The 26,597-nt window shown below is 68.4% G+C and carries 21 protein-coding genes and 2 tRNA genes; 11 read left to right on the top strand and 12 right to left on the bottom strand.

What is annotated here, in order from left to right:
- Window positions 1-214 precede the first annotated feature (214 nt).
- The 3 genes from T333_RS08595 to T333_RS08605 all read right to left on the bottom strand — a co-directional run bounded on the left by T333_RS08595 (window position 215) and on the right by T333_RS08605 (window position 2,849).
- On the bottom strand, window positions 215-1,039 hold the full coding sequence (locus tag T333_RS08595) for a DUF6159 family protein (RefSeq protein WP_357256643.1): 825 nt from the start codon (window positions 1,037-1,039) through the stop codon (window positions 215-217).
- A 73-nt stretch (window positions 1,040-1,112) separates the two neighbouring features.
- Window positions 1,113-2,015 (bottom strand): Hsp70 family protein, encoded by a 903-nt coding sequence (locus T333_RS08600; RefSeq protein WP_496424095.1) that lies wholly within the window; start codon window positions 2,013-2,015, stop codon window positions 1,113-1,115.
- A 285-nt stretch (window positions 2,016-2,300) separates the two neighbouring features.
- Window positions 2,301-2,849 (bottom strand): MarR family winged helix-turn-helix transcriptional regulator, encoded by a 549-nt coding sequence (locus tag T333_RS08605; protein WP_354999902.1) that lies wholly within the window; start codon window positions 2,847-2,849, stop codon window positions 2,301-2,303.
- 153 nt (window positions 2,850-3,002) lie between these two features.
- On the opposite strand from T333_RS08605, the gene T333_RS08610 reads away from it, so the two are divergent.
- Window positions 3,003-3,077: transfer RNA gene (locus T333_RS08610), tRNA-Cys, on the top strand.
- A 156-nt stretch (window positions 3,078-3,233) separates the two neighbouring features.
- On the opposite strand, the gene T333_RS08615 is transcribed toward T333_RS08610, so the two are convergent.
- The 5 genes from T333_RS08615 to T333_RS08635 form a co-directional block, all read right to left on the bottom strand.
- On the bottom strand, window positions 3,234-4,625 hold the full coding sequence (locus T333_RS08615) for a metallophosphoesterase family protein (protein ID WP_496424096.1): 1,392 nt from the start codon (window positions 4,623-4,625) through the stop codon (window positions 3,234-3,236).
- Between the two features lie 38 nt (window positions 4,626-4,663).
- On the bottom strand, window positions 4,664-5,797 hold the full coding sequence (locus tag T333_RS08620; RefSeq protein WP_496424097.1) for a DUF7373 family lipoprotein: 1,134 nt from the start codon (window positions 5,795-5,797) through the stop codon (window positions 4,664-4,666).
- 105 nt (window positions 5,798-5,902) lie between these two features.
- Window positions 5,903-10,033 carry a WGR domain-containing protein gene (locus tag T333_RS08625; RefSeq protein ID WP_496424098.1) on the bottom strand — a complete coding sequence of 1,377 codons (4,131 nt, stop codon included), beginning with the start codon at window positions 10,031-10,033 and terminating at the stop codon, window positions 5,903-5,905.
- Between the two features lie 537 nt (window positions 10,034-10,570).
- Window positions 10,571-10,888 carry a DUF6221 family protein gene (locus T333_RS08630; RefSeq protein WP_354999898.1) on the bottom strand — a complete coding sequence of 106 codons (318 nt, stop codon included), beginning with the start codon at window positions 10,886-10,888 and terminating at the stop codon, window positions 10,571-10,573.
- Window positions 10,889-11,055: 167 nt separating this feature from the next.
- Window positions 11,056-11,283 (bottom strand): site-specific integrase, encoded by a 228-nt coding sequence (locus T333_RS08635; RefSeq protein ID WP_354999897.1) that lies wholly within the window; start codon window positions 11,281-11,283, stop codon window positions 11,056-11,058.
- Between the two features lie 343 nt (window positions 11,284-11,626).
- Between T333_RS08635 and T333_RS08640 the strand changes: the two genes are divergently transcribed.
- Window positions 11,627-12,256: a hypothetical protein gene (locus T333_RS08640; RefSeq protein WP_496424099.1), complete on the top strand. Its 630-nt coding sequence runs from the start codon at window positions 11,627-11,629 to the stop codon at window positions 12,254-12,256.
- A gap of 39 nt (window positions 12,257-12,295) precedes the next feature.
- Here T333_RS08640 and T333_RS08645 read toward each other — a convergent pair whose 3' ends face one another.
- From T333_RS08645 to T333_RS08660, 4 genes are all read right to left on the bottom strand, one after another.
- Complete coding sequence (locus T333_RS08645) at window positions 12,296-12,484, bottom strand: hypothetical protein (RefSeq protein ID WP_496424100.1); 189 nt, start codon at window positions 12,482-12,484, stop codon at window positions 12,296-12,298.
- Window positions 12,485-12,640: 156 nt separating this feature from the next.
- Window positions 12,641-12,713, bottom strand: a tRNA-Arg gene (locus T333_RS08650).
- A gap of 121 nt (window positions 12,714-12,834) precedes the next feature.
- Entirely contained in the window at window positions 12,835-13,542 is a 708-nt protein-coding gene (locus tag T333_RS08655) for a DUF305 domain-containing protein (RefSeq protein WP_496424101.1), read from the bottom strand.
- On the bottom strand, window positions 13,543-14,502 hold the full coding sequence (locus tag T333_RS08660; RefSeq protein WP_496424102.1) for a thioredoxin-like domain-containing protein: 960 nt from the start codon (window positions 14,500-14,502) through the stop codon (window positions 13,543-13,545).
- 110 nt (window positions 14,503-14,612) lie between these two features.
- Here T333_RS08660 and argS point away from each other — a divergent pair, with 110 nt between their 5' ends.
- From argS to prmC, 9 genes are all read left to right on the top strand, one after another.
- Entirely contained in the window at window positions 14,613-16,271 is a 1,659-nt protein-coding gene (gene argS / locus T333_RS08665; protein WP_496424103.1) for an arginine--tRNA ligase, read from the top strand.
- A gap of 67 nt (window positions 16,272-16,338) precedes the next feature.
- Entirely contained in the window at window positions 16,339-17,793 is a 1,455-nt protein-coding gene (lysA, locus tag T333_RS08670) for a diaminopimelate decarboxylase (RefSeq protein ID WP_496424104.1), read from the top strand.
- Window positions 17,790-19,145, top strand: a complete 1,356-nt coding sequence (locus tag T333_RS08675) for a homoserine dehydrogenase (RefSeq protein ID WP_357256664.1) — start codon at window positions 17,790-17,792, stop codon at window positions 19,143-19,145. The genes lysA and T333_RS08675 overlap by 4 nt, the downstream gene beginning before the upstream one ends.
- Window positions 19,142-20,236, top strand: coding sequence for a threonine synthase (gene thrC, locus T333_RS08680; protein WP_496424105.1), 1,095 nt, complete (start codon window positions 19,142-19,144; stop codon window positions 20,234-20,236). The genes T333_RS08675 and thrC overlap by 4 nt, the downstream gene beginning before the upstream one ends.
- 25 nt (window positions 20,237-20,261) lie before the next feature.
- Entirely contained in the window at window positions 20,262-21,218 is a 957-nt protein-coding gene (gene thrB / locus T333_RS08685) for a homoserine kinase (RefSeq protein ID WP_496424165.1), read from the top strand.
- A 308-nt stretch (window positions 21,219-21,526) separates the two neighbouring features.
- Window positions 21,527-23,515 (top strand): transcription termination factor Rho, encoded by a 1,989-nt coding sequence (rho, locus tag T333_RS08690; RefSeq protein WP_496424106.1) that lies wholly within the window; start codon window positions 21,527-21,529, stop codon window positions 23,513-23,515.
- A 668-nt stretch (window positions 23,516-24,183) separates the two neighbouring features.
- Window positions 24,184-24,414 carry a 50S ribosomal protein L31 gene (gene rpmE / locus T333_RS08695; RefSeq protein WP_039796334.1) on the top strand — a complete coding sequence of 77 codons (231 nt, stop codon included), beginning with the start codon at window positions 24,184-24,186 and terminating at the stop codon, window positions 24,412-24,414.
- Between the two features lie 129 nt (window positions 24,415-24,543).
- On the top strand, window positions 24,544-25,614 hold the full coding sequence (prfA, locus tag T333_RS08700; RefSeq protein ID WP_354999888.1) for a peptide chain release factor 1: 1,071 nt from the start codon (window positions 24,544-24,546) through the stop codon (window positions 25,612-25,614).
- An 80-nt stretch (window positions 25,615-25,694) separates the two neighbouring features.
- Window positions 25,695-26,567, top strand: coding sequence for a peptide chain release factor N(5)-glutamine methyltransferase (gene prmC, locus T333_RS08705; RefSeq protein ID WP_496424107.1), 873 nt, complete (start codon window positions 25,695-25,697; stop codon window positions 26,565-26,567).
- Window positions 26,568-26,597 lie beyond the last annotated feature (30 nt).

Here is a 26,597-nt window from a genome sequence, read left to right on the forward strand (position 1 = left end):
TTCCAGAAGGCGAACGGCTCGGTTCGATCCCGCGCGGGAGTGACTTCGCGCTCGGACGCCTCCGCTCAGGGTTGGAGCGAGCGCTCGAGATTCGCGGTGAACGCAGGCATCGTGCGTCGCCTTCCGAGGCGTTCACGCGCGCCGTCGCTCTTTTCGGGGCGTACGGCTCGGTTCGAACCTGAGCGGGAATGGCTTCGCGCGCAGACGATTCTGCTCAGGGCTGGAACGCACGCGTGAGATCCGCGGCGAACGCGGGCGGCGTGCGTCCGTCGACCGTGTAGCGGTAGAGCGCGACCTGATACACCGCGGTCGCGGCCGAGACGAAGATCAGCGCGGTGGTGAAGACGGACAGGCCGAACCAGCCGCCGACCGCCGCGCCGTAGGGGAGGCCGATCCCGGCCTGTGCCTGCGCGCCCAACGCCGCACCGACCGACACACTCACCAGGAGCCCGACGAGCACGAGCACGTAGCCGACGACGCCGAGGCGCGCGCTGCTCGCCACGCCGGGGCCCCACCCGCGCTCCAGCGTCGCCCGCGAATCACGCAGTGCGTCGATCGGATTCCGATGCTCCAGGACGATCTTTGGCAGCGTCAGGTTGGCCACGTCCGCCCACGCCGTGCGGGTACGGCCGCGCATCGCGCGCATGTCGCGGAAGTCGTGCTCGACCAGGCGCAGCACCGGCAGCACGGTCGCCGCCGCGAGCGCCCACAGCAGGACTGCGGCCCACCGTGCCCGCGCCGCCCGCCTGCCCTCGGCCGCAGTGGGGTACCCGCCGCGAAGCACGATGTCGGTCTGCGCGATGAGCGCGGCATTGCCGAACGTGGTGACGATCATCGTCAGCAGGTAGGCGGCGCCCGCCAGCAGTAACGGCGTCGCGGAGGCGGTGCCGACGATGTCCGTGCCGACCAACAGCATCGGCGCGCCCATTACGACCGCGCCGGTGACGGCCGACCGCCTCGGAAACGCGCGAAGAGCGCGATGCGAGGTCAGCACGCCGAATCCGGTCGTGAGCATGGTTCTTGCGGCGGCGAATGCCATGTGTACACCCCCGTTGTCGTGCGCGTGTGGTTCTCGCGCCATGCTAGCCAACGGGACGCGGCGGGCTCCGGTCTCAGTTGCCCGAGGGCTCCGGGGTGCTGCGCAGTTCGATCTGCGTCGGCGCGGTTCCGCCGTGCGGCGACCGCGCCGAATTCCGTTCCACCGCGAGCAGACCGGCGATCGTCGCGCCGAGGGCCGCGGTGACCGCCACGGCCGCGATGACTTTCCGGCGGTCGACGCCCGCGGTGGCCGGCCGGTACAGTGTCGCGCCCGACCGCAGGCGCGCCATCCGCACGTCGCCGGACGGGCGTTCGGCGGCGAGCAGCACCGCGCCGCGGGCCGAGACGTATTCCGGCTCCGGGTCGTAGACCACCGGCAGATCGACGAGTTCGGCCAGCTCGGCGCGCACGCTGGGGCTGCGGGTGCAGCCGCCGAGCAGCACGAGCGCGTCGGGGCGCACCCCGCTTTCCTCGATGAGCTGGCGGACGAACGACGCGGAGTGGTGGATGCTGGCCGCGCACAGTTCGGCCAGGTCGCTGCGGGTCACCACGGCGCGCCCGCCGGAGCCGGCGTCGGTCGCGGTGACCACCCGCGCGGTGCTGAGCGCCTCGCGATGCCGTCGGCTGGTCAGCCGATCGGTGAGCACGCCGCCGCGGGCGAGTTGCCAGCGCAGCAGCGCGTCGTAGCCGTCGCCGCCGAGCACTGTGCTGCGTTTGCTGGAGAGGATGGTGTCGGTGCGGCAGTCGGCGTGCGTGACCGTCAGCCCGGAGCTGCCGAGGTCGTAGAGCATCACCGTGCCCGACTCCGGCAGGCTTCCGGTGAAGCGCAGGTATCGCAACTGGGCGAGCGGCTCGTCGACGATGGTCAGTCGGCTGCGGCCCGCCGCGGCGCGAATGGCGTCGGCGTGCAGCGGGCAGCGGCAGGTGACCGCGGTTCCGGTGATCAGCTCGTCTCGTAGCTGCGCTGAACGGCTCATTCGGCGGATCGCCTCGAACACTGCTTCCTCGACGCCGCCGCCCATACGACGCGGTACGTGGCAGCGGTCGATCGGAGGCAAGTGCGGCTGGTCGGAATGTGTCAACATCGCGCGCGCGCCACCAGCGCCCGCCGATACCCCCAAGACCAGCACCATGGATTACATGGTGGACCTTTTCCCGTCCGCTGCCAAGGCAACACCGCCGCTAATTCGCTAGTTGGATGCCGGAACGTTACGCGGCGGTCGTTTCCGTGGTGTACGAGACCGGTAGGTACGGACCGAAGTTCAGCGATCGCGGGTGTTCCAGCGGGCGGGCGCGTCCCCGGTGTCGAAGTCGCCCGCGGCATGCCGGAATTCCGCGAGCAACTGCAACAACGTGTGCAGTCGCTGCGGGGGCAGACCTGGCTGGGCGAACACCTTCGTGTTCAGTTCCTTGGTCGCCTCGGCGACCAATTCCCTTCCGGCGTCGGTGATCTCGATCAGGGTGGCGCGGCGGTCGCTGGGGTGCGGAACTCGTTCCACGAGTCGTGCCGCCTCCAGGCGATCGACGGTGTTGGTGACGCTGGTCGGGTGCACTTGCAGTCGGGCGCTGGCCTTCGCCATCGGCAGCGCGCCGGTCTTGCTGAAGCTGAGCAACATCAGCAGCTCGTACCGGGAGAAGGTCAGACCGGTCGGTTTGAGTGCCTCGTCCACCCGGGCCATCACGATTTGCTGGGCGCGCACCAGCGACGTCACCGCCGCCATGCCGTCGGCGACATCGCCCCAGCCGTGGCCGACCCACTGGCGGTGGGCCTCCTCGATCGGGTCGACTGGAAGCGGGCGTGGCCGAGACATGTCCCCGATCATTCCATGCCGAGTGGCCGTTTCCGTGTCGTGCGCCGACGTTCCGGCGTCGTTATCACTCGCACGGGGTTCAGGCCCGCTTTCGAATCACCTCGAGCCCAAGCCTGGTCGCTCGATGCCCGGCCCGGCATTCTCGAAGGCGAGGCGGGCGTGGCTGAGTGGTTCAGGCAACGGTCTGCAAAGCCGTTTACGCGGGTTCGATTCCCGCCGCTCGCTCCAGGCAAAGGGTGCGCCGGTCGTCGACGCCCCGGTTCGATGTCGGATCGGGGGCGTCGCCGACGGTTGCCGCACGCGGTGAGTGGTCGCATGGGTGTTCACCCACCGTGGGCCGTTCGCCACGACGCGGGCGATCCAGGGTGGCGTGCGTGCCATCGTTCATGCGAGGCCGGAAAAGTCTCGCGCGACAACGTGATTGCGATCGGCGAAAGTGCCGAAGGTGTAGTCGGGTAACAGACCGAAGTATTCGCCGCGGGTGGTGCTGCTCCACCGCCGGGCGCCCTCGGCGCGCGTCTTGTAGAAGTTCACCATGTACCCGCCCTCGTACACGCGCAGCAGGCTGTAGCCACCCGGATACTCCTTCACCGCGGCCACCTCGAGGAATTCCACCGCGATGTTCGCGTCCGGGCGGGTGCGCCGGTTGCGGTGGGTGTGGCCGCTGTGGTGCAGGAAGACGCCGGGCGCGCGCTCGTAGTGGCGCTGTAGCTCCGCGCTGTCCGGACCGTTGAGAACGAAGCCGGGGCCCGCGGTGTTGGTCAGCCCGGACTCGCGGGTCACCGGGTGGTGGCCGAAGACCAGGGTCGGGCGGTCCGGGTCGGCGCGCAGCACCTCGGCGAGGTGATCGAACTGCGGCCGTTCGATGCGGCCACCCGAGCCGTCGAGTTCACTGGTGTCCACGCCGAGCAGGCGCAGGCCGCCGACCTCGTGTTCGACCAGTTGCTGCCTGGGCAGGAAGTTGTCGCCCCAGCAGTCGCGGTGTTCGCCCAGGTGCGTGCAGCCCCGGTAACCGACGTGCGGGCGATCGTGATTGCCTCTCGTCACCAGGTAGTCGCTGCCGAGCGCGCCCCAGGTGTCCAGCCGGGCGCGGACGCCGCGCGCTTCCTCCGGCGTCGCCTCGCTGGTCAGGTCACCCGCGACGACCAGCTGGTCCACGTCCCTGGCCCGCAGGTCGTCGAGCAGCGCGTCCAGCATGACTTCCGGGTAGGGCGGCAGACCGGCGAGTTGGCGGAACCCGGGCGGGAACCCGCCGACCACAAGGCCGCTCACCGTCTCGCCGTAGTGCACGTCGTTGGCCAGCGCGATGGTGCGCAACAGGCGGCCTGGCGGCGGCACCAGGGTGGTGAATTCGCCGGTGGTTTCCGGTGTTCCGGGAGTCAGCGTCGTCAGCGAGAGAGCGGGCGTCGCCCGCACGCCCTGCGACCGAGCTTCGAAACGGTAGCGTCGGCCCGGCTCCAAACCGCCGATCTCCGCGTAGTGGAAGGGGGTTCGCTCGGGATCGGCGAAGACGGGGACCGGCGTGCCAGCGGAATCCGCCGGACCCAAACGAACTTCGGCATCGGAGGGGACCGGCGTCAGGCGTCCCGAGTCGTCCGGCGCCACCGTCGTCCAGGTCAGCGCGACCGAGCGGTCGGTGACGGTGACCACTTCCAGATCCGTCGCCAGCGGCGAAACGCGGTGCGCCCGCGCTCGACCCGCGGGCAACGCGGAAAGCAGGGCTGCGGAGGCGAAGGCGCCGAGCAGGGTCCGGCGCGACGGCCCGCAGCAGCTCATGAACGCGAGGGTACGGCAAAACGCCCGTACGATCCGATCTACTTCGCGGCCAGCAGCACTCGGTGCTGGTCTTCGAGCAGCCGGTGGGCGTCGTCCTGGGTCTTCGCCCAGATCTCGCCGACGTACCGCCCCGTGGTCACCACGCAGAACCAGGAATTGGCACCGCCTTGCGGGTCCGACCGACACGACGAAGACGGGATGCCGGGAGCGGCCGGCGCGGGCTGCAGCTCGCGCTGCATCTCCGCCAGGGCCGCACTCAGGCGCTGCGCTCCGGAGGAGTCGTCGGTGCGATAGACCGTCGTGTCCTTGTTCGCCATGGCGTTCAATCCGACTTCGCCGAACAAAGTCGCCGCCCGCGGCTGGTCCTGCGCGAAGAGCACCGCGCCGCGGCGGCGATACGCGCCACGCTGCGCGTCACCGTCGCCGATGGCGAGGGCGTAAACGCCGTCCGGGTCGTAGGGCAGATCGGGATAGTCGGCGGGTGGTGTCGCGCGGAAGTCATCGAGCAGGGGACGCTGTAATTCGATGGCGCGCAGCGCGATTCGCTCCAGGTCAGCGCGGGTCGTGGCCCCCACCGAGGTGTAGATCACGTACTCGCGCACGGCGGTGAAGGCCATTCCCCGGAACCGTCCCCGATCTTCCAGGTAGCTGAAGCGCGTTTCCGGGGCATCGGGCAGCGGTGCGGGCGTTTGCGCTTCGTTCTGCAACAGGCCGGGAGAGCTCGCCGCGGTATCCCCGAATTCCTCGGCCGCCTTCGTCGCCGTATCGGCATCGGGGAACCGCATCACGCCGTGTGTCAGGTCTTTCCGTCGCTCCCGATCACCGTTCGTGCGATGCGAGATGAATCCGGTGAGCAGCCCGTTGCGCTCGGCCACCGCCTTCATCTCCTGACTGTGCCCAGCCATCACCACCAGCATCGCCGAGGTCAACACCCCCGCCCGCCCATACAGCGTGACCTCCGGATCGATATCTGTCGGCAGCGCGAGCACATCCGCCATCCGCGTACCCTCGGCCAGCATGCCCTGAAGCCGCCGCTGCTCCGGCGTCAGCACACTCGTGGGCGCCGCCGCCGACGTCGTGGTGGACGCCGATGTCGGAACATCCTCCGGATAACAAGAACTCAGGGCGATCATCGCGGCCACAACGGCCCCCACCCGCAATACAGAACGCACGGTGTCATCCTGCCAAAGGTCGGCTGCGGTGCGTGCGGGGGACCGCTGCGCCGAGCTGCTCGGCCGCCGTCGGTGACGGACTGAGCTGCTCGGCTGGCCCGTGCGTCAGTCGACGGTCTCCTCGTATCCGCTCTTCTCTTTCGCGGCAATCGTTTTCGCGGCCTTGGCGGCGGCCTTGGCCGGGTCGCCGTAGCGCTTCGTGTTGACGGTGCCGACGCTGCCTTCTTTACCGTGCCGGGTGGCGACGGTATCGAGGCCGGGGTCGGTGACGATCTCCCAGAACTTCGTGCCGTTCGGCCCGACGGCCTCGAAGTACCGGCGGGTGAGCCCGGGGCCGCGCCGCTGGCCGCCGAAGAGCATGGTGGTTTCGGGCGCGGCCTGCTCGAGGTGGTCGGCGAACAGGCTCAGGAACGAGGTCGCGAGGATCCACGACAGCGACTTCTCCCACCACGAGTAGGCCGGATGCGCATCCGAATTCGTGAAGACCCGGCCGTCGGAACTCGGTGACACGTCGGAGAATACGGTGTCGATCGTGCCGTCGAGGCCGACCACGAGCGCACTCAGGGTCGACAGCACGGGGTCCCAATGAAGTTGCTCGTCAGGGCGCAGCGCGACCGTGTACTTCGCCCCGAGTTTGCGCATGGGCCCCCGCTCCCGCCGTACCTCGGCGGGACTCAGCAGTCGCAGACCGGCCCTTCCGATCCGCCACTCGGCGTAGCCGATGCGCTCCCAGAGCGTACGCAGGCTCGCGGGCAGCGGTGCCGTGAGCGCCTCTTCGAGCGCGTCGATCTCCTCGGCCGGGGCGGGCGGGCCGACTTCCACTTTCAACTCGTCCAGACCGGGTGAGTGTGTGGTGAATCCCTGTGCCACAAGGTATTCAGCTATCTCGCCGAGGGCGGTGACATGCCAGGCCGGATCCTGATTGTCGTCGCGGATGCGGGCGCGGACCCATTCGGCGACGGTCAGTTCCTCGCGTACCCGGTAGCCGTTCCAGGTCACCCATTCCAGGGTGGACAGCGCCGCACCGTCGCGGTACAGCTCCAGCTCCCGGCGTTCGTGCGCCGCCGCGAGTTCCGGGTCCACCGCGAACCGTGGCCGGTCGAAGGCCACCAGGCGTTCGCTGTCGGCGTCGGGCCGGTAGAAGGTGCGCATGATGGCCGCACGACCGGGCAGATACCAGGGATCGGATTCGGTGTATTTCGCCGCCGCGCAGGTGGTCTTCATTCGGGTGAAGGCGTTTCCGGCGGCGGCCGGGTCGGGGAAGATGAGGCCGACCGTGTCGAAGCGGCCGTTGTTGACGCCCCACCGATAGACGACTCGGTCGAGATAGCGCACCAGTTCGACGAATTCGTTGCCTGAAGTCGTCCACAGCAACGCGCGCTCGGATTGTTCGCGCGCCTCGCCCAGGAACTCCCGCATCCCGTGATAGCCGATCGGGCTCGTCTGGAAGGGGTTGTCGCCCAGAATGCCGAAGCCGTCGAAGGCGTAGATTCCGCCGTCCGAGTCGAGGAACCACACCTCGCCCGTGCTTCGGTCGGTGAGCAGGCGGCGCCGCACGGTGGTGCCCGCCAAGGTGCCGAGGTCGTCGTCACCGATCCGAACGAGCGGCCGCCCTGCCGCGCGGGCTCGCACGCCCTTGTCGAGCAGCGCGCTCCGTGCCGAATCCGCCTCTCCTGACAGCACTTCGGCGAGCTGCGCGCGCATGTCGTCCGAGGTGAGCGGATCGAACCAGTCCCGGCCGCGAGAAAGATCGTCGGGCTCGACGGCGTCGACCGCGATGGACGTCCAACTGACGTAGGCGGTTCGGACGAGGTCGTACTCGTCGGCTTCCCACGCGGCCATGATGCCGACGGCCAGCGCGCACTTGAACACCCGCTGTTCGGTCTCGTCCGCCGGTGTGGCCCAGCCGCTGATCTCACGCAGCAGTTCGACGAGAGGCCATCGCTGCTTCACGTGATCGGTGACGGCATTGGCGTAGTGCGCGGCGGCACGATGGTCGCGCCGATCGCGCAACCGCCGCAGGACATCCCGGTGCACCTCCGCCGAGAAGATCTCACCGAGTGCGTTTCCCATGCGCCAGATGCTGCGCCGTTCGGTGAACAGCCGCTCGATCAATGCCGTGCGCGCGGTGTCGGTCTTCAGGTTCCGTACCGCCGAATACAGGTTGGCGACCACTGTTTCGAGCTGGTCGTCCACTGTCTGCCCGTGGCTGAGCAGCACGCTGTGCGCCGGGTCGGAGTCGGCGTAGCGACGACCGTAGTCGTCGAGCGCCGCGATGAGAAAGTCCTGCGCACCGGCGTGCTGGAAGCGATACAGCTGGTGGCCAGCGGTATTGCGAGCGCCTATCCCCGGATGGGTCAAGACGGTATCGATCATGGCGGCGGCGGCCCGCACGGCCTGCTCGGGCGAGAGCCGTGGCAGCACATACTGCTCCCCGCTCGGCCGGAACAGCTGCTCCCACAGCGCTTCGACCGTGCTCGCCGGTGCGGGCAGGGCCGCCAGCCGGAGCAGTTCGTCGAACACCTCCGGATGATGCGCGACCGGAGCCAGGGCGAGGCAGACGGCCTTCTTCAGTTCGTCGTTGTTCATCTCGGCGACGATGTCGGAGGCATCCGGATCCGGTGTGTGCTCGAGTAGCCGGAGAAGTACCGGAACCAAGGCGCTGTCCGGGGCGTCCACCCGCATGCCCTTGACCACGCGGGTGCGCACCTGGGCGGGCAGGTGCTCGATACCACTGGCCGCCAGCGCGGCCCGATCCGGGTGCGCACTGCCGAGCATGGCGTCGAGCGCCCATTCGATTACTTCGGCGGGCGACTCATCGATGTCCGCGCGCAGCAGAACGCGTTGTGCGACAACATCGCTCAGCTCGGAGTCATCGATCTCGGCCAGGGCGGCGGCGTGGTCGCCTGCGCTCAGCCGCTGCAGGTAGGGGGACGACACCTCGGCGTCGGCCCAGCGGAGGTCGAGCTCCGCGCGGGTCAGCACCGGTTCGGTCTCGCACAGCTCGTGGGCCCGCCGCAGGGCGATCAGGCAGGCCCTGCTGTACGGATCTTTGCCGAGCAGCTCTCCGGCCGCCGCGGCGAGCGCCGCGCCGTCGCGCACCAGCGGCGTCGCCACCGAAAGCGCCCACACGCGAATCGACCAGGCGCAGGTGGATGCGGGCAGCAAACGCACGAGAGTGTCCGCGGCCGGGCTGTGATCGCGTCCAGCTCGCCGATCCGCTTCGGCTCGCAGCAGTGCCGTACCGGTCGTGACAGGCATCCGATCCAGGGCGGCGCCCACCTGTTCGGCGGTGAGCGTTCCGTCGTCCAAGCCGTGATTGATCCAGCTCGCCCGGGCCAGCGGCACGTGCTCCGGCGCCATCTCCATGGCCGTGAGCGCGGCCCGCGTGCGCGCCTCGTCATCGGAAGCGACGAACTGCTGGAGCAGCGAACGGCGGACGCGGAAGTCCGGCACGGACGCCACGTCGCCGTCGATCGTCATCGTGCCGAAGACCTCGGCGAAGGCGTCCAGCAGGTCTGGGCGATCCTCGGTACGGCCGATCTCGGCGAGTACGCGGGCGCGGTCGTCGTCCTGTGCGAGCAGGCCCGTGTGCAACAGCCAGTAGATGGCCAGATGTGGATCGCGGTGCAGCAGAGGCAATTCCACCTCGAGCACCTGCTGGGCCTCGGTCGCGCTCCACAGGTGCGTGAAGTGCCCTGCGGCGCTGGAGGTCAGGTCCGCCGCGGACCGCGTGGGCTTTCCGTCGCGCAGCAACGGCCGCGCCAACAGCCACACCAGCCACTGGTAGCGCTTCGCCAATTCGGCGCTGGTCGGGCCGGGCTCAGAATTCGCGGCGAATGACGGCGGACGGAAGGAGTCGCGAATATCGAATCTCGACCGCTCGTCCTCGTCGTTCTCTTCGGCCCGCTCGAGTTCGTCCCGGTAGGCCAGCCAGTCATCGAAAGACTCGAACCACAGGTCCAGTTCTCGGGTTTCGTGATCCTGCCACCACACCTGGCCATCGCCGCGCAGATCCAGCAGCGTGTAGTCGTCCCCTTCGTCATCGATGACGAGGAATCCGCTCAGCGATTTGTCGATCGCTCCGAAGTACGGGTAGTTGATCGCCAAGTGGGCGTCCACAAGCGGGCCACGATCGCCCGTCCAATACTCGAGCAGCCGATCGTCGACGGCCTCAGCCACGCGAGCGGGAACGGGGACGCCGAAGTAGCGGCTGGCGGACTGATGCAGGTCCATGAGTTCTCTCTGATATCGAAATGCGCTGTGCCGGTGCAAAAGACGCTCGCGGCCGAGGCAGCTCGCCGCCTGTCACCAGATGGCGCGACACCCACCGTGCCGTCCAAGATCGTCTGATTCGGGACCGTACTGCACGGCTCGGACAAGAACGCCACACACCGATTCCGCTCCCCGCCCGAGGCGAGGACAGCCGATGGCGCGACTATGTCCACCTCGACGAGGTGCCGGGCGGATTCGTGGCTGCCTTCCGATCAGGTGTCGAGCGTGTCCGACTGACGCTGCGCGCATTTCGCACCGGGCAGGCGCACGATGCCCTTCGCAAGGTCCACGCCCAGCGGATCACCGGCGCTGCCGAGCTGTTCACCGCGCAGCTGGCGCGGTACCCCCTCGTGTGCCTCGACCGACTTCGCTCACTCCGGCGGCGCTCCCAGAACGAATTCGATCTGCGAACCTCGATGAGGCCGATGCGCCCACTTCTCCAGGTGCTCGATGAGGTACGGCCGCAGATGCGGTGTGTTGCGCCGCCCTTCCTCCGCTTCAGGCCTGCGCGGGGAAGTCGGGATGGTTGGTGTAGGGCGAAGCAAGGTCACGCAAGTCGTGGCACGGCCAGGGATCGCGGGCGTGACGGGCCAGGATGCGTCGCTTGGCCTCGATCTCGCGCAGGACGCGGGCCGGGTCGTGCAGAGCCACATGCAGAGCAATCGTGGGGTGGAAACCCGAGAGGTCGACCTGACAGAAGTCGACCGTGTGTCCGTGGGCGGACCACTCCCCGCATCCGTCACCGTCGCAGCGCCGGGCCAAGTCGGCCTCCTCATCCAGCCGCGCCTCGAGGAACCTCACCAGTTCTTCGGTCATAGGAGCATTCTCGCTGTTGCGCCGGGCGTCAGCCGCGGCGATACCCTTCGGTGAGTATGCCGCGAGCGTGCACACTCAGCAGTGACCAGCGGTATCGATAAATGCGACATCAGTTCTCGACCACGATCGACTTCGGCAACGGTGCGGCGCTGCTGCGTGCGGCAAGCTTACTCAGCTCGGCGGCAATCTCCTTGTCGCGGCCGTCGACAGCGTGGAGATATCTCGACGTTGCTGCGTCGGAGGGCGTGGCCTAGCCGCTTTTTGAGGTCCGCCAGGCTGGCGCCTGTCGAGGCGGCGAGAGTCTGCCCAGTGTGCCGAAGGTAGTGGAAGGTGACTTTCACGCCGACCCTGCTTCTTGCGCGGGCGAACGCCTTGCGTATGGCGTCTCCGCGCATCCGCCCGCCGTCTCGACCCACGAAGAGCACTCGAAGTGGTCGAGTCGATCTGGCCCGCCGAGCGCACAGTGATCATGAACGAGTACCCGATCACAACCGAGGGTTGATGCCTAGCCATCAACCCAACTGCCTTGATTCTTAGAGACCGAGGCGCGTGCGAGTTTCGTGACGGCGCCGTTCGAATGTCACGAAACCTCAGTCGAATTGAGTCCTAGGTATGCCGTCTCATGAGGTTAGTGTCTTCGGGTTCAGGAGGGTTGCGCTGTGCTAGGGCAATCGGGGCGCCCGCTGTAGTGGTCGATATCGGCTCCGATCTTGTTGCGTCTTAGCCAAAATTCACTCTATGAGCCCGGTGGTACAACAACTTCTCACGCTCGCCGCGGTTGTGCTCGGCGCAGGTTCGACCTTCTCGGCAACCGTGCTGATCGAACGCACGAAGTGGAGGCGAAATCTCGACACCCGATGGGATGACAAGCGTCTGGCCGCGTACATCGACTACGCGAGCGGGATGAAGAAGGCCCTGATCGTGTGCATGCGTTTGGCGGAGAGGCATGGCTACTCGGCAGAGTGGCCACCGATCAATCGTGACGCTGCCATCGCGGAGTTGGCCGCCACTGACGCGGAGAGGATCACGAATTGGGAGGCGCTGTTCTTGCTTGGCTCTCCGAAAGCCGTTGTCGCCGCGCAACGATGGAACGAAGCGATCTGGGGCTTCCGACACCTCGCCTTGAGTGAGCACCCCGACCATGGGGAGTACGTGCAGCTCTTTGAGACGATGGGTCGACTGCGGAACGAGTTCTACGATTGCGCGCGAGCCGATCTCGGCGTCATCAGCGGTGCTCTCACTCCCGAGATCGGGGCTTGGCTTCGGGAACCTCCTAGGCGCGATTCTTCAGCTGTCCGAGGTAGTCAGGGCAGCGGTGCTGCCGTTCCTGATGAGCTTGGCAGGGCGGCGGGCGGGAACGACACTTAGGTGTGGTGTCTCATGACGCGATCGGCGGGTACCACCTGATCAAGCCCAGCTCGGGTCTATTAGGCCTATTAGGGAGAGTTCGAAACCGAAGTTCAGGTCAAGCCGGTCGGCGAGTTTGAGCAGCTGTCCGACACTGAAGCGTTCCGCTGACTTGTTCTTGATGTTCGTTCGCCAGGTGCCGTTGGCGGTGATCGCCGCGTGGTTGGGGCACGCCGATGCCAGTGTCACCACGAGGATCTACACCCACTCGCAAGACGATGCGCTTCGGGAAGCGGCGAAGACTTTGGGCGAGGTTGTGTCATCGCGTGTCATCGACGCGAGTTGAGATCGTGAACGAGAAAGGCCCCGACAGCCGATGCGCTGCTCAGGGGCCTTTGTCATGCGTGCCCTCGGCAGGATTCGAACCTGCGGCCTTCTGCTCCGGAGGCAGACGCTCTATCCCCTGAGCTACGAGGGCGGGATAGATCTCGGTCGGGCCGGGTGGTCCGATCGGGCGGGGCAAGCGTATCGCATCGCGCGCTGGACGCCAAAAAGGGCGTCGGGCCGGGCGCTTTCGAACGGTCCGGCCCGACGCCGGGTCAGTTGAGGGGGAGGGGGGTGCCGCCGCGGGCGGCCAGCATGGTGGTCAGCAGGCGGGATTCGGCCTGTTGGGTTTCGACCATGCTGGCGGCGAGGGTGCGCACGGCGGTGGTCGCGGCGTGCTTGGTCGCGTACTCCATCATCGGGATGCCACCCTGGTGGTGGCGCAGCATGAGCCGCAGGAACATGGCGTCGGCCTCGGGCACGGGCGCTTGGCGCAACGCGGCGAGTTCCTCCTGGGTCGCCATGCCGGGCATGCTCGCCATCGACCCGGACATCTGATGCTCGCCGCCGTGCCCGTGCCCGGAGTCGGGTTCGCTCATCCAGCCCATGAAACCCTCGGCGCCCTGCGCGGGCTTGTTCCACAGCTGCAACCAACCCTGCATCCGCCCGACCTGATTCTGCTGGGTCGTCATGATGTCGTAGGCCAGCCTGCGCACGTCGTTGTCCGTCGAGCGCAGCAGGGCGATGCCCGCCATCTCCACGGCCTGTGCGTGGTGCGCGGACATGTCCTGGGCGAAGCCGATGTCGACCGCGTTGGGGTCGGGTTCACCGGAGCCGCCGTCCAGCGGCAGACGCACGAGCGTCCCGATGGCGAACCCGAGCAAAATGGCGCCGATGGCGCCGAGGATCAGCAGCGCCACCCCCTGCCTGCGCACCTGCGCCTTGAACCCGGTCTCCGACTCGGCTTCGGCGTCGGCCTGCATCTAGGGACCCGCCGTCGGCGCGGCCGGTGCACCGGGCAGACCCGGCGTGCCGGGCAGGCCGGGCGCGCCAGGGGTACCGGGCAGGCCGGGCGTACCAGGCAGGCCGGGAACACCGGGAAGGCCCGGCACACCCGGAATACCGGGCGGCAGTCCACCTCCGAGCTCGGACGGATCGGTCGGGATCCCCGCACCATCCATCGGCACCGCGTCCGGCCCCGCCGGCGCGGGATCGAACGGTTCCGGGTTCTCCCGGTCGAAGTACGGGTTGGAGCAGGCCGCGCCGACCTCGGGATAGGTGTACTGGTTCTGCCGCAGCGCGGTGATGAACTGGTTGATCCGCTTGTCCTGCGGGTCGTCCAGTTTCAACTGGTGGCCCCACGACTGCAGCGAGATCGCGCTGTCCAGCCCCGGGTACGGCGACATCAGCGTGTACTGCTTGCCTTCGACCTTCTTCTTCAGCGTGTCGATGCCCGCAGCGTCCACCTTGTCGGGGTTGTAGGCGATCCAGACCGCGCCGTGCTCGAGTGAGTGCACCGCGTTCTCGGTGCGGATCGGCTTCGCGTAGACGACACCGGTGCAGTCGGCCCACGCCTGGTCGTGCGGACCACCGAACGGCGGCGTCTGGTCGTAGGCCACCCGCTGCGTCGGGTCGACGTGCTTGCCCGCGCCCTGCGCGTAGTCCTTCTTCACCACGCCCGCGATCTGATCCGACGGGTCCTTCTTCTGCGCACTGGGCGTGTACTTGTCCAGTTCGGCCTGTTCGCGGTATTTGGGGACCAGGTTGTAGGCGAGGGCACCGATCAATGCGATGATTACTGCGGCCGCGCCGATGGCCAACCACGAGACCTGGCGTTTCTTCGGAAGTTGGCCCTTGCCGCCGCCCCCCTTGCGGGAAGGCGACGCCTTCCCCGCGGCTCGTACGGCCTTGGCCGACTTCGAGGCGCTGTTGCTACTCGGCATTGCTCGTTGCTCTCTCGATGTGATGAACCGCTGTGCTGTTCATTGCGGACGGATCCGGGGCAGTGCCCGCCCGACGGCGTACACCTGCCCAGACCATAGGATAGAGACTCGTGACTCCAGCTGACCTTGCAGATCTCCTTCGCTCCACTGCGGCGAAGGTGCTTGTCGAACGTGGACTGGACCCCGCGGTCCTGCCCGACGAGGTCAACGTGGAGCGCCCCCGCAATCCGGAACACGGTGACTATGCCACGAATGTGGCCATGCAGGTGGCCAAGAAGGCCGGAACGAATCCCCGCGAGTTGGCCACCTGGCTGGCCGACGCGCTGAGCGCCACCGAGAGCGTTTCCTCGGCGGAGGTCGCGGGCCCCGGCTTCCTGAACATCCGCCTCGCCGCCGCCGCGCAGGGCGCGATCGTGCGGAAGGTGCTCACGGCGGGCGCGTCCTACGGCACCGCCGACGCGCTCGCGGGCACCCGGATCAACCTGGAGTTCGTCTCGGCGAACCCGACCGGCCCGATCCACCTCGGCGGCACCCGCTGGGCATCGGTCGGCGACGCGCTGGGCCGCATCCTGGCCGCGCAGGGCGCCGACGTCACCCGCGAGTACTACTTCAACGACCACGGCGCGCAGATCGACCGGTTCGCCAACTCCCTGGTCGCCGCCGCCACCGGCGCGCCGACCCCCGAGGACGGGTACGCGGGCGCCTACATCGGTGAGATCGCCGACCGGGTGGTCGCCGAGAACCCGGGCGTCGTCGACCTGCCCGAGGACGAGCGGCACGAGGTGTTCCGCCGTGAGGGCGTCGAGCTGATGTTCGCCCACATCAAGCAGACCCTGCACGAGTTCGGCACCGACTTCGACGTCTACTTCAACGAGAGCTCGCTGTTCGCCTCCGGCGCGGTGGACAAGGCCGTCGAGGAGCTCAAGTCCTCCGGCAAGCTGTACGAGAAGGAGGGCGCCTGGTGGATCGCCAGCTCCGAGTACGGCGACGACAAGGACCGCGTGGTCATCAAGAGCGACGGCAAGTCGGCCTACATCGCCGGTGACATCGCCTACTTCCACGACAAGCGCGCCCGCGGCTTCGACCTGTGCATCTACATGCTCGGCGCCGACCACCACGGTTACATCGGCCGCCTCAAGGCCGCCGCGGCGGCGTTCGGCGACGACCCGGACACCGTCGAGGTGCTGATCGGCCAGATGGTGAATCTGCTGAAAGACGGTGCGGCCGTTCGCATGAGCAAGCGCGCGGGCACCGTGGTCACGCTCGACGACCTGGTCGAGGCGATCGGCGTCGACGCCGCGCGCTACTCGCTGGTGCGGTCCTCGGTGAACTCCAGTATCGATATCGACCTGGACCTGTGGACCAAGCAGGACAGCGTCAACCCCATCTACTACGTGCAGTACGCGCACGCCCGCTCCTGCCGCATCATCGACAACTCGGCCGCGTTCGATTTCGCCTCGGTCGCACCGGATTTCGCCCTGATGACCTCGGATCGCGAGGGCGAGCTGATCCGCACCCTCGGCGAGTACCCCCGGGTGGTCGCGACGGCGGCGGAGAACCGGGAGCCGCACCGGGTCGTGCGCTACCTGGAGGAACTCGCCGGCGCCTACCACCCGTTCCAGTCCGACGACGACATGCGGGTGCTGCCCAAGGGCGACGAGCCGGTCACTCCGCTCAAGTCCGCCCGCCTGGAGCTGGTGAAGGCCACCCGCCAGGTGCTCGCCAACGGCCTCGGCCTGCTGGGTGTCAGCGCACCGGAGCGTATGTAGTGCGCGGGCGACTCGTGAATTCGTATCTGTCCACGTGCTCGGCGCGTGCGGTAAGGAAGGAACAACTATGAGCGCGCACCCCGCCGGGCCACGCCACGCGGAGCTGAGTTCTTCGGGCGCTTCGCAGGCTACGCGCCTGCCCCACGCTCCCAACCTGCCGGAGCGGCCGACCGATCCGCAGCAGATGATCGACCTGCCCGCGAATGTCTGGCCGCGCAACGCCTCTCGCGACGCCGACGGCGTGGTGCGGCTGGCCGGTGTGCCGGTGCACGACCTCGCCGCGCAGTTCGGCACCCCGCTGTTCGTGGTCGACGAAGACGACTTCCGTTCCCGCTGCCGGGACATGGTGCAGGCCTTCGGCCCCAACGCCCGGGTGCACTACGCGTCCAAGGCGTTCCTGTGCGGCGAGATCGCCCGCTGGATCCGCGACGAGGGCCTCTCGCTGGACGTCTGCTCCGGCGGCGAACTCGCCATCGCGCTGCACGCCGGCTTCCCCGCCGAGCGAATCGCGTTGCACGGCAACAACAAATCCGTCACCGAGCTGGAGGTCGCGGTGCAGGCCGGTGTCGGCCACGTGGTGGTCGACTCGCTGATCGAGATCGACCGGCTCGAGGCGGTCGCCGGGCGCGCCGGTGTGGTGCAGGACGTGCTGGTCCGCGTCACCGTCGGCGTGGAAGCCCATACTCACGAATACATTTCGACCGCGCACGAGGACCAGAAGTTCGGCTTCTCGATCGCGGGCGGCGACGCCATGGAAGCGCTCGCCCGCGTCTTCGAGGCCAGCAACCTGCGGCTGGTCGGACTGCACTCGCACATCGGTTCGCAGATCTTCGAGATCGACGGTTTCGAGATCGCCGCGCGTCGCATGCTCGGCCTGCTGCGCGAGGCCATCGACAAGTTCGGCGTGGAGCGCACCGCGCAGATCTCGACGCTGGATCTCGGTGGCGGACTGGGTATTTCGTACTTGCCGAACGACGACCCGCCGCCGCTCGGCGAGTTCGCGGCGAACCTGCGCCGCCTGGTCGCCGAGGAGGCGGCCCGCGCGGGTCTGCCCGAGCCGACCATCGCGGTCGAGCCGGGCCGCGCCATCGCCGGACCCGGCACCGTCACCCTCTACGAGGTCGGCACCACCAAGGACGTCTCGCTGGACGCGGGCCTGCGCCGCCGCTACGTGAGCGTCGACGGCGGTATGAGCGACAACATCCGCCCCGCGCTCTACCAGGCCGATTACGACTGCCGCCTGGTCTCGCGCTCCTCCGACGCACAGCCCGTCGTGGCGCGCGTCGTCGGAAAGCATTGCGAGAGTGGCGACATCGTCATCCGCGACACCTGGATGCCCGCCGACGTCGGCCCCGGCGATCTGGTGGCGGTGGCCGCGACCGGAGCGTATTGCTATTCGATGTCCAGTCGATACAACCAGTTGACCCGTCCGGCGGTCGTCGCCGTTCGCGACGGTCAGCCGCGACTGGTGCTGCGCCGGGAAACGGTGGCGGATCTGCTGAGTCTGGAGGTTGAGGCATGACCGAAGTGGCCAAGAACGGTACCTGGGGGACCGATCGCCCGATCGGCGTCGCGGTCCTCGGCATGGGCAATGTCGGCACCGAGGTCGTGCGGATTCTGCGCGAGCACGCCGACGATCTGCGCTCGCGCGTCGGCGCGCCCGTCGTGCTGCGCGGCGTCGCGGTGCGCAGCCTGGACAAGGATCGCGGTCTGCCCGCCGAACTGCTGACCACCGACGCGGACGCGCTGGTCGACCGCCCGGACGTCGACCTGGTCGTCGAGGTCATCGGCGGCATCGACCCCGCGCGCCGTCTGATCCTGGCCGCGCTGAACGCGGGCAAATCCGTGGTCACCGCGAACAAGGCCCTGCTGGCCGATTACACCGGCGAACTCGCCGCGGCCGCCGAGCGCAACCGCGCCGACCTGTACTTCGAGGCCGCGGTCGCGGGCGCCATCCCGGTCGTGCGTCCGCTGATCCAGTCGCTGTCCGGCGACCGGGTGAACCGTGTGGTCGGCATCGTCAACGGCACCACGAACTTCATCCTCTCGGCCATGGACGAGACCGGCGCGGACTACTCCGCGACCCTCGCCGAGGCCACCCGCCTCGGCTACGCGGAGGCCGACCCGACCGCCGATGTCGAAGGCTACGACGCGGCGGCCAAGGCCGCGATCCTGGCGTCGCTGGCCTTCCACACCCGCGTGACCGCGGCCGATGTGTACCGCGAGGGCATTTCCAAGATCACCGCGGAGGACCTGGAGACCGCATCGGCGGTGAACTGCACGGTCAAGCTGCTGGCGATCTGCGAGCGCGTGGACGCGGGGCCCGGCGAGCCGAGCCTGGCCGAGGGCGGCAAGGAGCGCGTCTCGGTGCGGGTCTACCCGGCGCTGATCCCGCGCAAGCACCCGCTGGCGGCGGTCAGTGGCGCGTTCAACGCCGTGGTCGTCGAGGCGGACAACGCGGGCAGGCTGATGTTCTACGGGCAGGGCGCGGGCGGCGCTCCGACCGCCTCCGCGGTGCTGGGTGACCTGGTGATGGCCGCACGCAACAAGTTCTTCGGTGGCCGCGCGCCGGGCGAATCGGTTTATGCTGAGCTACCGATCGCGCCGATCGGCGATACGCCCACCCGCTACCACGTGAACCTGCAGGTCGAAGACGTCCCCGGCGTCCTGGCCAAGGTTGCGGGCGAATTCGCCAAGCACGGGGTGAGCATTTCGACCGTCCGTCAGGAAGGGCACGGCGAGGGTGCGCGCCTGGTCGTGGTGACCCACCACGCGGTGGAGTCGGCGCTCGCGGACACCGTGTCGGCTTTGGCGGAGATGGCGTCCGTCACATCAGTGACCAGCGTTTTGAGATTGGAAGGCACGGAAGAATGAGTACGACAGGCGTCGCCCCGCAGGCAGGAGTGCACTCCCGCTGGCCGGGTCTGATCGCGGCCTACCGTGATCGGCTCGCGGGTGCGGCCGATTGGGATCCGGTCACGCTGTTCGAGGGCGGCACCCCGCTGGTGCCCGCGCCGTACTTGTCCGAGCTGACCGGCTGCGAGGTGTACCTCAAGGTCGAGGGTGCCAACCCGACCGGCTCGTTCAAGGACCGTGGCATGACCATGGCCATGACCGACGCCAAGTATCGCGGTCAGAAGGCGGTGCTCTGCGCGTCCACCGGCAACACCTCGGCGTCGGCCGCGGCGTACGCCACCAGGGCGGGGATGAGCTGCGCGGTGCTGATCCCGCAGGGCAAGATCGCGATGGGCAAGCTGGCCCAGGCCGTCATGCTCGGCGCGCAGATCATTCAGGTCGAGGGCAACTTCGACGACTGCCTCGAGCTGGCCCGCAAGGTCACCGCCGACTTCCCGGCCGTCGGCCTGGTGAACTCGGTGAACCCGGCGCGCATCGAGGGCCAGAAGACCGCCTCGTTCGAGATCTGCGACGTGCTCGGCAAGGCGCCCGACGTGCACGCGCTCCCGGTGGGCAACGCGGGCAACATCACCGCGTACTGGCGCGGTTACCGCGAGTACTACGCCGACGGCATCACCAACGGCCTGCCCCGCATGCTCGGCGTGCAGGCCGCCGGTGCGGCACCGCTGGTCAACGGCGCTCCGGTGAAGGACCCGGAGACCATCGCCACCGCCATCCGGATCGGCGCGCCCGCGTCCTGGAACGGCGCGATGGAGGCCAAGGAGCAGTCCGGCGGCGTGTTCCGCGCGGCCACCGACGAGGAGATCCTCGCGGCGTACCGCCTGGTCGCGGCGAAGGAAGGCGTCTTCGTCGAGCCCGCCTCGGCGGCGAGCGTGGCAGGCGTGCTCGCGGCCCGCAGGGAAGGCTGGCTGGACGCGGGCCTGACGGTGGTGTGCACCGTCACCGGCAACGGTCTCAAGGATCCCGACACCGCGCTGCTCGGTATGCCGCAGGTGCAGCCGATCGCGGTCGACCCGGTGGCGGTCGCCGCCCGACTCGAGCTGGCCTGAGTTGAGTTCACGCGAAAGCCAGTTGATGTCGCGGACCCTGCCCGCCGGACTCTCCGTGACGGCGCGGGTGCCCGCGTCGAGCGCCAACCTCGGTCCCGGATTCGACTCGCTCGGTATGGCTTTGGGCATCTACGACGAGATCGAGGTGCGCACCACCGATTCCGGCTTGACGATCCGGGTCGAGGGTGAGGGTGCCGACGATGTCCCGTGGGGCCCTTCGCATCTCGTCGTGCGCGCCATCGAGCGCGGCCTGGAGTCCGCCGGTGTGTGGGCCGACGGCCTCGATGTGGTGTGCCGCAACGTGATTCCGCATTCGCGCGGGCTCGGCTCGTCGGCCTCCGCGGTGGTCGGCGGCCTGGCCGCGGGCTGCGCGCTCGCCGCGAAGCTGGATCCCGAGCTCGCCGTCGACGCCGCACGATTGGTGCAGCTGGCCTCGGAATTCGAAGGCCACCCGGACAACGCGGCGGCCAGCGTGCTCGGCGGGATCGTGGTGTCCTGGACCGAGACCGCCGCCGACGCGACCGAGGCGAGCGCGGACATCCCCGAGCACGGCCGGGTGTACCGCGCCGTCCGGCTCAACCCGCACCCGTCCCTGCGCCCGGTGGTGCTGATTCCCGAGGTCCGCTCGTCCACCGCGCACACCAGGGGTCTGCTTCCCGAGACGGTGCCGCACGGCGACGCCGCCTTCAACGTCAGCAGGGCCGCGCTGGCCGTCGTCGCGCTGACCCAGCGTCCCGACCTGCTCATGCCCGCTACGGCCGACCGGCTGCATCAGGGCCAGCGTGCCCCCGCGCTACCGCTCACCACGGCGTGGATCGAGCGGTTGCGCGCGGCAGGCATTCCGGCGACCGTCTCGGGTGCGGGTCCGACCGTGTTGGCCCTCGGTACCAGCGAATTCCCAGCGGAACTCCGAGAACTCGCGGCGGCCGACGGACTCCGGGTGGTCGAGCCAGGACTCGCCGAAGGCGTCCAGGTCGACTGACGGCGCGTCTGCCTTGCCGAGGTTCACAGTTGCCAGCTATTCTGAGCAAGTCCGTACATCGTGCGCATCAGACGCCGGTGCTTCATCAGGGCAATCGCTCCAGCAGGCTCCAGGCTCGAGCCTCCAGGCCATGGGGGTACTGCGTAGCTGCGCAACTGGAATGATCTCTCCCACCTTTCACAACCGGTGGCGAAGCCTCCGGTCCGGCGGGGCAGGCGATACGGCAATACCGAGTCCGGCAGAGTGCCCGGACTGCGGGACGAACCCTCGAAACAGCACACGGCGGTCGAGGGAAGGAAAGGATTTCCGTGACAGATACGGACCTGCTCGCGACACCCGGGGTGGAATCCAACCCAAGTTCCTCGGGCGGCCGCGAAAGTGAATCCGGACAGATTTCGAAGATGAGCGAACAAACCGACGTCGCACGATCGGGGCTGACTGGAATGTTGTTGCCGCAGTTGCGCGCGCTGGCGGGGGAGCTCGGTATCCGAGGCACCTCCGGTATGCGCAAGGGTGATCTGATCGCCGCCATCAAGGAGAACCAGGCCGGTAAGTCCGCCAAGTCGGACAAGCCCGCGCGCGGCGAGAAGGCCGAGCAGGCGGCCCTCGACGTGACGCCCGCGCCGGCGAAGGAGAAGGCTCCGGCCAAGGAGGCCAAGGCGAAGGAAGCCGCGCCCGCCGAGAAGGCCGCCGCGCCCGCGCCCGAGGCTCCCGCCGATCCCGCTCCTTCGAAGTCCGCGCAGGCCGAGTCGCCGCAGAACGATTCCGCCCCCGCCGCCGAGACCAGCGAAGAGTCCGGCCGCGAAGGTGGTCAGCGCGGCCGTGGTCGGCAGCGTCGCGGCCGTGACCAGGCGCGTTCGGGCGGCGAGACCGCCGAGGCGCGTGGTGACGAGCAGAAGCCGGAAGCCGAGCAGGGCGAACGGCGCCGCGAGCGTGGCCAGGGTGAGCGTGGTCAAGGTGAGCGCGGTCAGAACGGCGAGCAGCGCGCTCAGGGTGGTCGCGGCGACGGTGGTCGTGGCGAAGGCGGTCGCGGTGGCGACGACGAGGAAGGCGGCCGCGGTCGTCGTGGTCGCCGGTTCCGTGAGCGTCGTCGTGGGCGCGACCGCGAGACCGGCGGCGGTGAGAGCCGCGAGCTCGAGATCCGCGAGGACGACGTCCTACAGCCGGTCGCGGGCATCCTCGACGTGCTGGACAACTACGCGTTCGTCCGCACCTCGGGCTACCTGGCCGGACCGAACGACGTCTACGTCTCGATGAACCTGGTCCGCAAGAACGGCCTGCGTCGCGGCGACGCGATCACCGGCGCCGTGCGGGCTCCGCGCGACGGCGAACAGGCCAACCAGCGGCAGAAGTTCGATCCGCTGGTGCGGCTGGACACGGTCAACGGCGGCGACGTCGAGGCGGCCAAGCGGCGCCCCGAATTCAGCAAGCTGACCCCGCTGTACCCGAACCAGCGACTTCGGCTGGAGACTCAGCCCAACAAGCTGACGACCCGCGTGATCGACCTGATCATGCCGATCGGCAAGGGCCAGCGCGCGCTGATCGTGTCCCCGCCGAAGGCCGGTAAGACCACGATCATGCAGGACATCGCGAACGCGATCGCGACCAACAACCCCGAGTGCTACCTGATGGTGGTGCTGGTCGACGAGCGTCCCGAAGAGGTCACCGACATGCAGCGTTCGGTGAAGGGCGAGGTCATCGCCTCGACCTTCGACCGTCCGCCGAGCGATCACACCTCGGTCGCCGAGCTGGCCATCGAGCGCGCCAAGCGACTCGTCGAAATGGGCAAAGACGTTGTGGTGCTGCTGGACTCGATCACCCGATTGGGCCGCGCGTACAACAACTCCTCGCCCGCCTCGGGCCGGATCCTCTCCGGTGGTGTCGACTCGACCGCGCTGTACCCGCCCAAGCGGTTCCTCGGCGCGGCGCGCAACATCGAGAACGGCGGCTCGCTGACGATCATGGCCACCGCCATGGTGGAGACCGGCTCGACCGGTGACACGGTGATCTTCGAGGAGTTCAAGGGCACCGGTAACGCCGAGCTCAAGCTGGACCGCAAGATCGCGGAACGGCGCGTGTTCCCGGCGGTGGACGTCAACCCGTCCGGTACCCGCAAGGACGAGCTACTGCTGAGCCCAGACGAGGCGGCGGTGCTGCACAAGCTGCGCCGCGTGCTTTCCGGCCTGGACTCGCACCAGGCGATCGACCTGCTGATCGACCGCCTGAAGAAGTCCAAGAACAACCTCGAGTTCCTGATGCAGGTCAGCAAGACCGCGCCGGGCGCGCTGGACGAGTAACGGTACGAGTTTCCGTGCCACCGAAGGGGCTTCGCTGTCGCGGAGCCCCTTCGGCGTGTACGGGCGGAAGAAGATCAGGCCGATGGCGGCCGCGCCGGTGATCATGCAGGCGAGCAACATCGTCGTCGCCGACACCGAGACGTCGTCGTCCGAATCGGCGGACCGCTCGTAGTACGCGACCGTATCGGCGGTCGTGTAGGCCGCGGACGGTGTGGTCTCGGGGATCGCGAACCAGCCCACCGCGACAGTGAGAATCAACAGGACGAACACCGCGAGGGCGATTCGGCTGTTCATAGCGTTCTCCTTTCTGTCTCGGCACGCCGATGTGCAGGGGGAACTCGACACCTACGAACTCTATGAACAGTGCTGTTCGCCTTCCCGAGTAGCGGACTACTCGACTTAAGGGTTCCGTAGGGGCGAAGAAACCGCGTGCCCTCACTTTCTGGGGTGCTGCGTATGCGGGGTTGCCTTAGATACACGAAGCAGGGAACAAAATGGTTGCCCGGTGTGTTTTGGGTGCGTAGTAGCGGTTCTGGCATACTGGACCGCTGTGCGTCTGCGTCCCGCAGACAATCCCGCCGACCTCTGCGAAGCAGAGTTTGGAACCAGCGGTTCCGGTTCACGCCCAGCGTGGCGACCCGGCGACCACTATCGAGAGGACACCATCCATGAAGGCAGGAATCCACCCGACGTACGTCGACACCACGGTGGTCTGTGGTTGCGGCAACACCTTCCAGACTCGCAGCACCAAGGAGTCGGGACACATCACCGTCGAGGTCTGCTCGCAGTGCCACCCGTTCTACACCGGCAAGCAGAAGATCCTGGACACCGGTGGCCGCGTGGCCCGCTTCGAGGCTCGCTACGGCAAGCGCGCGGGCAAGAAGGCCGACGCCAAGTAGCTTCCTCGCCGACGCCCGGTTCTGCACTGCAGGCCGGGCGTCGGCGCATTTGTTGGCCCGGTGCGGTACGCGCCGGATGACGAGAAATGCCGACCCGGCGCAGGCCGGGAACCGAGAGAAGGAAGCATCATGACGCAGCCGTCCGCGATCGACGACATCCTGGCCGAGCACGCGGGACTGGAAACGCAGCTGGCCGATCCGGCGCTGCACAACGATCCGGGCGCCGCGCGCCGCGTCGGCAAGCGGTTCGCCGAACTCGCCCCGATCATGGCCACCTACAACAAGCTGAAGAGCGCGCACGACGATCTGGCCGCCGCGCAGGAACTGGCCGACGACGATCCGGCCTTCGCCGCCGAGATTCCGGATCTGCGGCGTCAGGTGGAGGAGCTGGAGCAGGCGCTCGCCGACCTGCTCGCCCCGCGCGACCCGCACGACGGCGACGACGTGGTGCTCGAGGTGAAGTCCGGCGAGGGCGGCGAGGAGTCGGCGCTGTTCGCCGCCGATTTGGCCCGCATGTACATCCGCTACGCCGAGCGGCACGGCTGGAAGGTCGAAGTCCTCGGCGCCACCATCTCCGACCTCGGCGGATACAAGGACGCGACGCTCGCCATCAAGAGCCGCGACGCCGCGCGCGACGGCGTGTGGTCGCGATTCAAGTTCGAGGGCGGCGTGCACCGCGTCCAGCGCGTTCCGGTCACCGAATCGCAGGGCCGCATCCACACCTCGGCCGCGGGCGTGCTCATCTACCCGGAGCCGGACGAGGTCGAGGAGGTGCAGATCGACGAATCCGATCTGCGCATCGACGTCTACCGCTCGTCCGGCAAGGGCGGTCAGGGCGTCAACACCACCGACTCCGCCGTCCGCATCACGCACCTGCCCTCCGGCATCGTCGTGACCTGCCAGAACGAACGCTCGCAGCTGCAGAACAAGGCCCGCGCCATGCAGGTCCTCGCGGCGCGCCTGCAAGCGCTGGCCGAGGAGCAGGCCGAGCAGGAGGCCGCGGCCGGTCGCGCCAGCCAGATCCGCACGGTGGACCGTTCCGAGCGCATCCGCACCTACAACTTCCCGGAGAACCGGATCACCGATCACCGCATCGGCTTCAAGGCCCACAACCTCGACTCCGTGCTGGACGGCGACCTGGACGCGCTCCTCGACGCGCTCGGCAAGGCCGACCGCGAGGCCCGCATGGCGGCCGAATAGACCGCGCCCGCGCGAGGATGTGCGCGGTCCCGGTTCCGGGAAGTGAACAATGGCGCAATGAAATCGGCGAGAGTGGGGTGGTGGGTCGAGTGTCTCTGCGTTCAGTGATCAACGAAGCCGTCGAACAACTGCAGGCCGCCGGGGTGCCGAGTCCGCGCGCGGACGCCGAGCAGCTCGCCGCGCATCTGCTCGGGGTCGAGCGGACTCGGTTGGCTTTGGTGCCGCTGGTGGATCCGGTGCTCGTCGCGGACTACCGCGCCCTGGTGGACCGGCGCGCCCAGCGCATTCCGTTGCAGCACCTGACCGGCGTCGCCCCGATGGGGCAGATCGATCTCGCGGTCGGGCCGGGCGTTTTCGTGCCGCGACCGGAGACCGAGTTGCTCTTCGCTTGGGCGCTGGCCCATTTGGAGACGCTGCCGCACGATCACCAGCCGATCGTGGTCGATTTCTGCACCGGTTCGGGGGCGCTCGCGCTCGCTGTCGCGCACGCGCGGCCCGACGTCCAGGTGCACGCCGTCGAGGTCGATCCGGCCGCCCTGAAATGGGCCCGCCGCAACGCCGACGACCGCATCGCCGACGGCGACACGGCGATCACCCTGTACGCCGACGACGTCACCGATCCGAACCTGCTCACCGAGCTGAACGGGAAGGTCGACCTGCTGCTGTCCAACCCGCCCTACATCCCCGAGGGCGCGGTGCTCGACCCCGAGGTCGCCGACCACGACCCGCACCTGGCGCTGTTCGGCGGGCCGGACGGACTGGACGTCATCCGACGGATGGTGCCCAACATCGCCCGCCTGCTGCGTCCCGGCGGCGCGACCGCCATCGAGCACGACGACACCAACGGCTCGGCTCTCGCTGCTCTCCTCGCCGAGACCGGCGATTTCGTCGATGTCGTCGAACACCCAGACCTCGCAGGCAAACCCCGTTTCGTCGTCGCCACCCGCACCTGACGCCCCACCAGCACCATGTGCCAGGATGGG

The organism is Nocardia sp. CNS-044 (assembly GCF_059570515.1).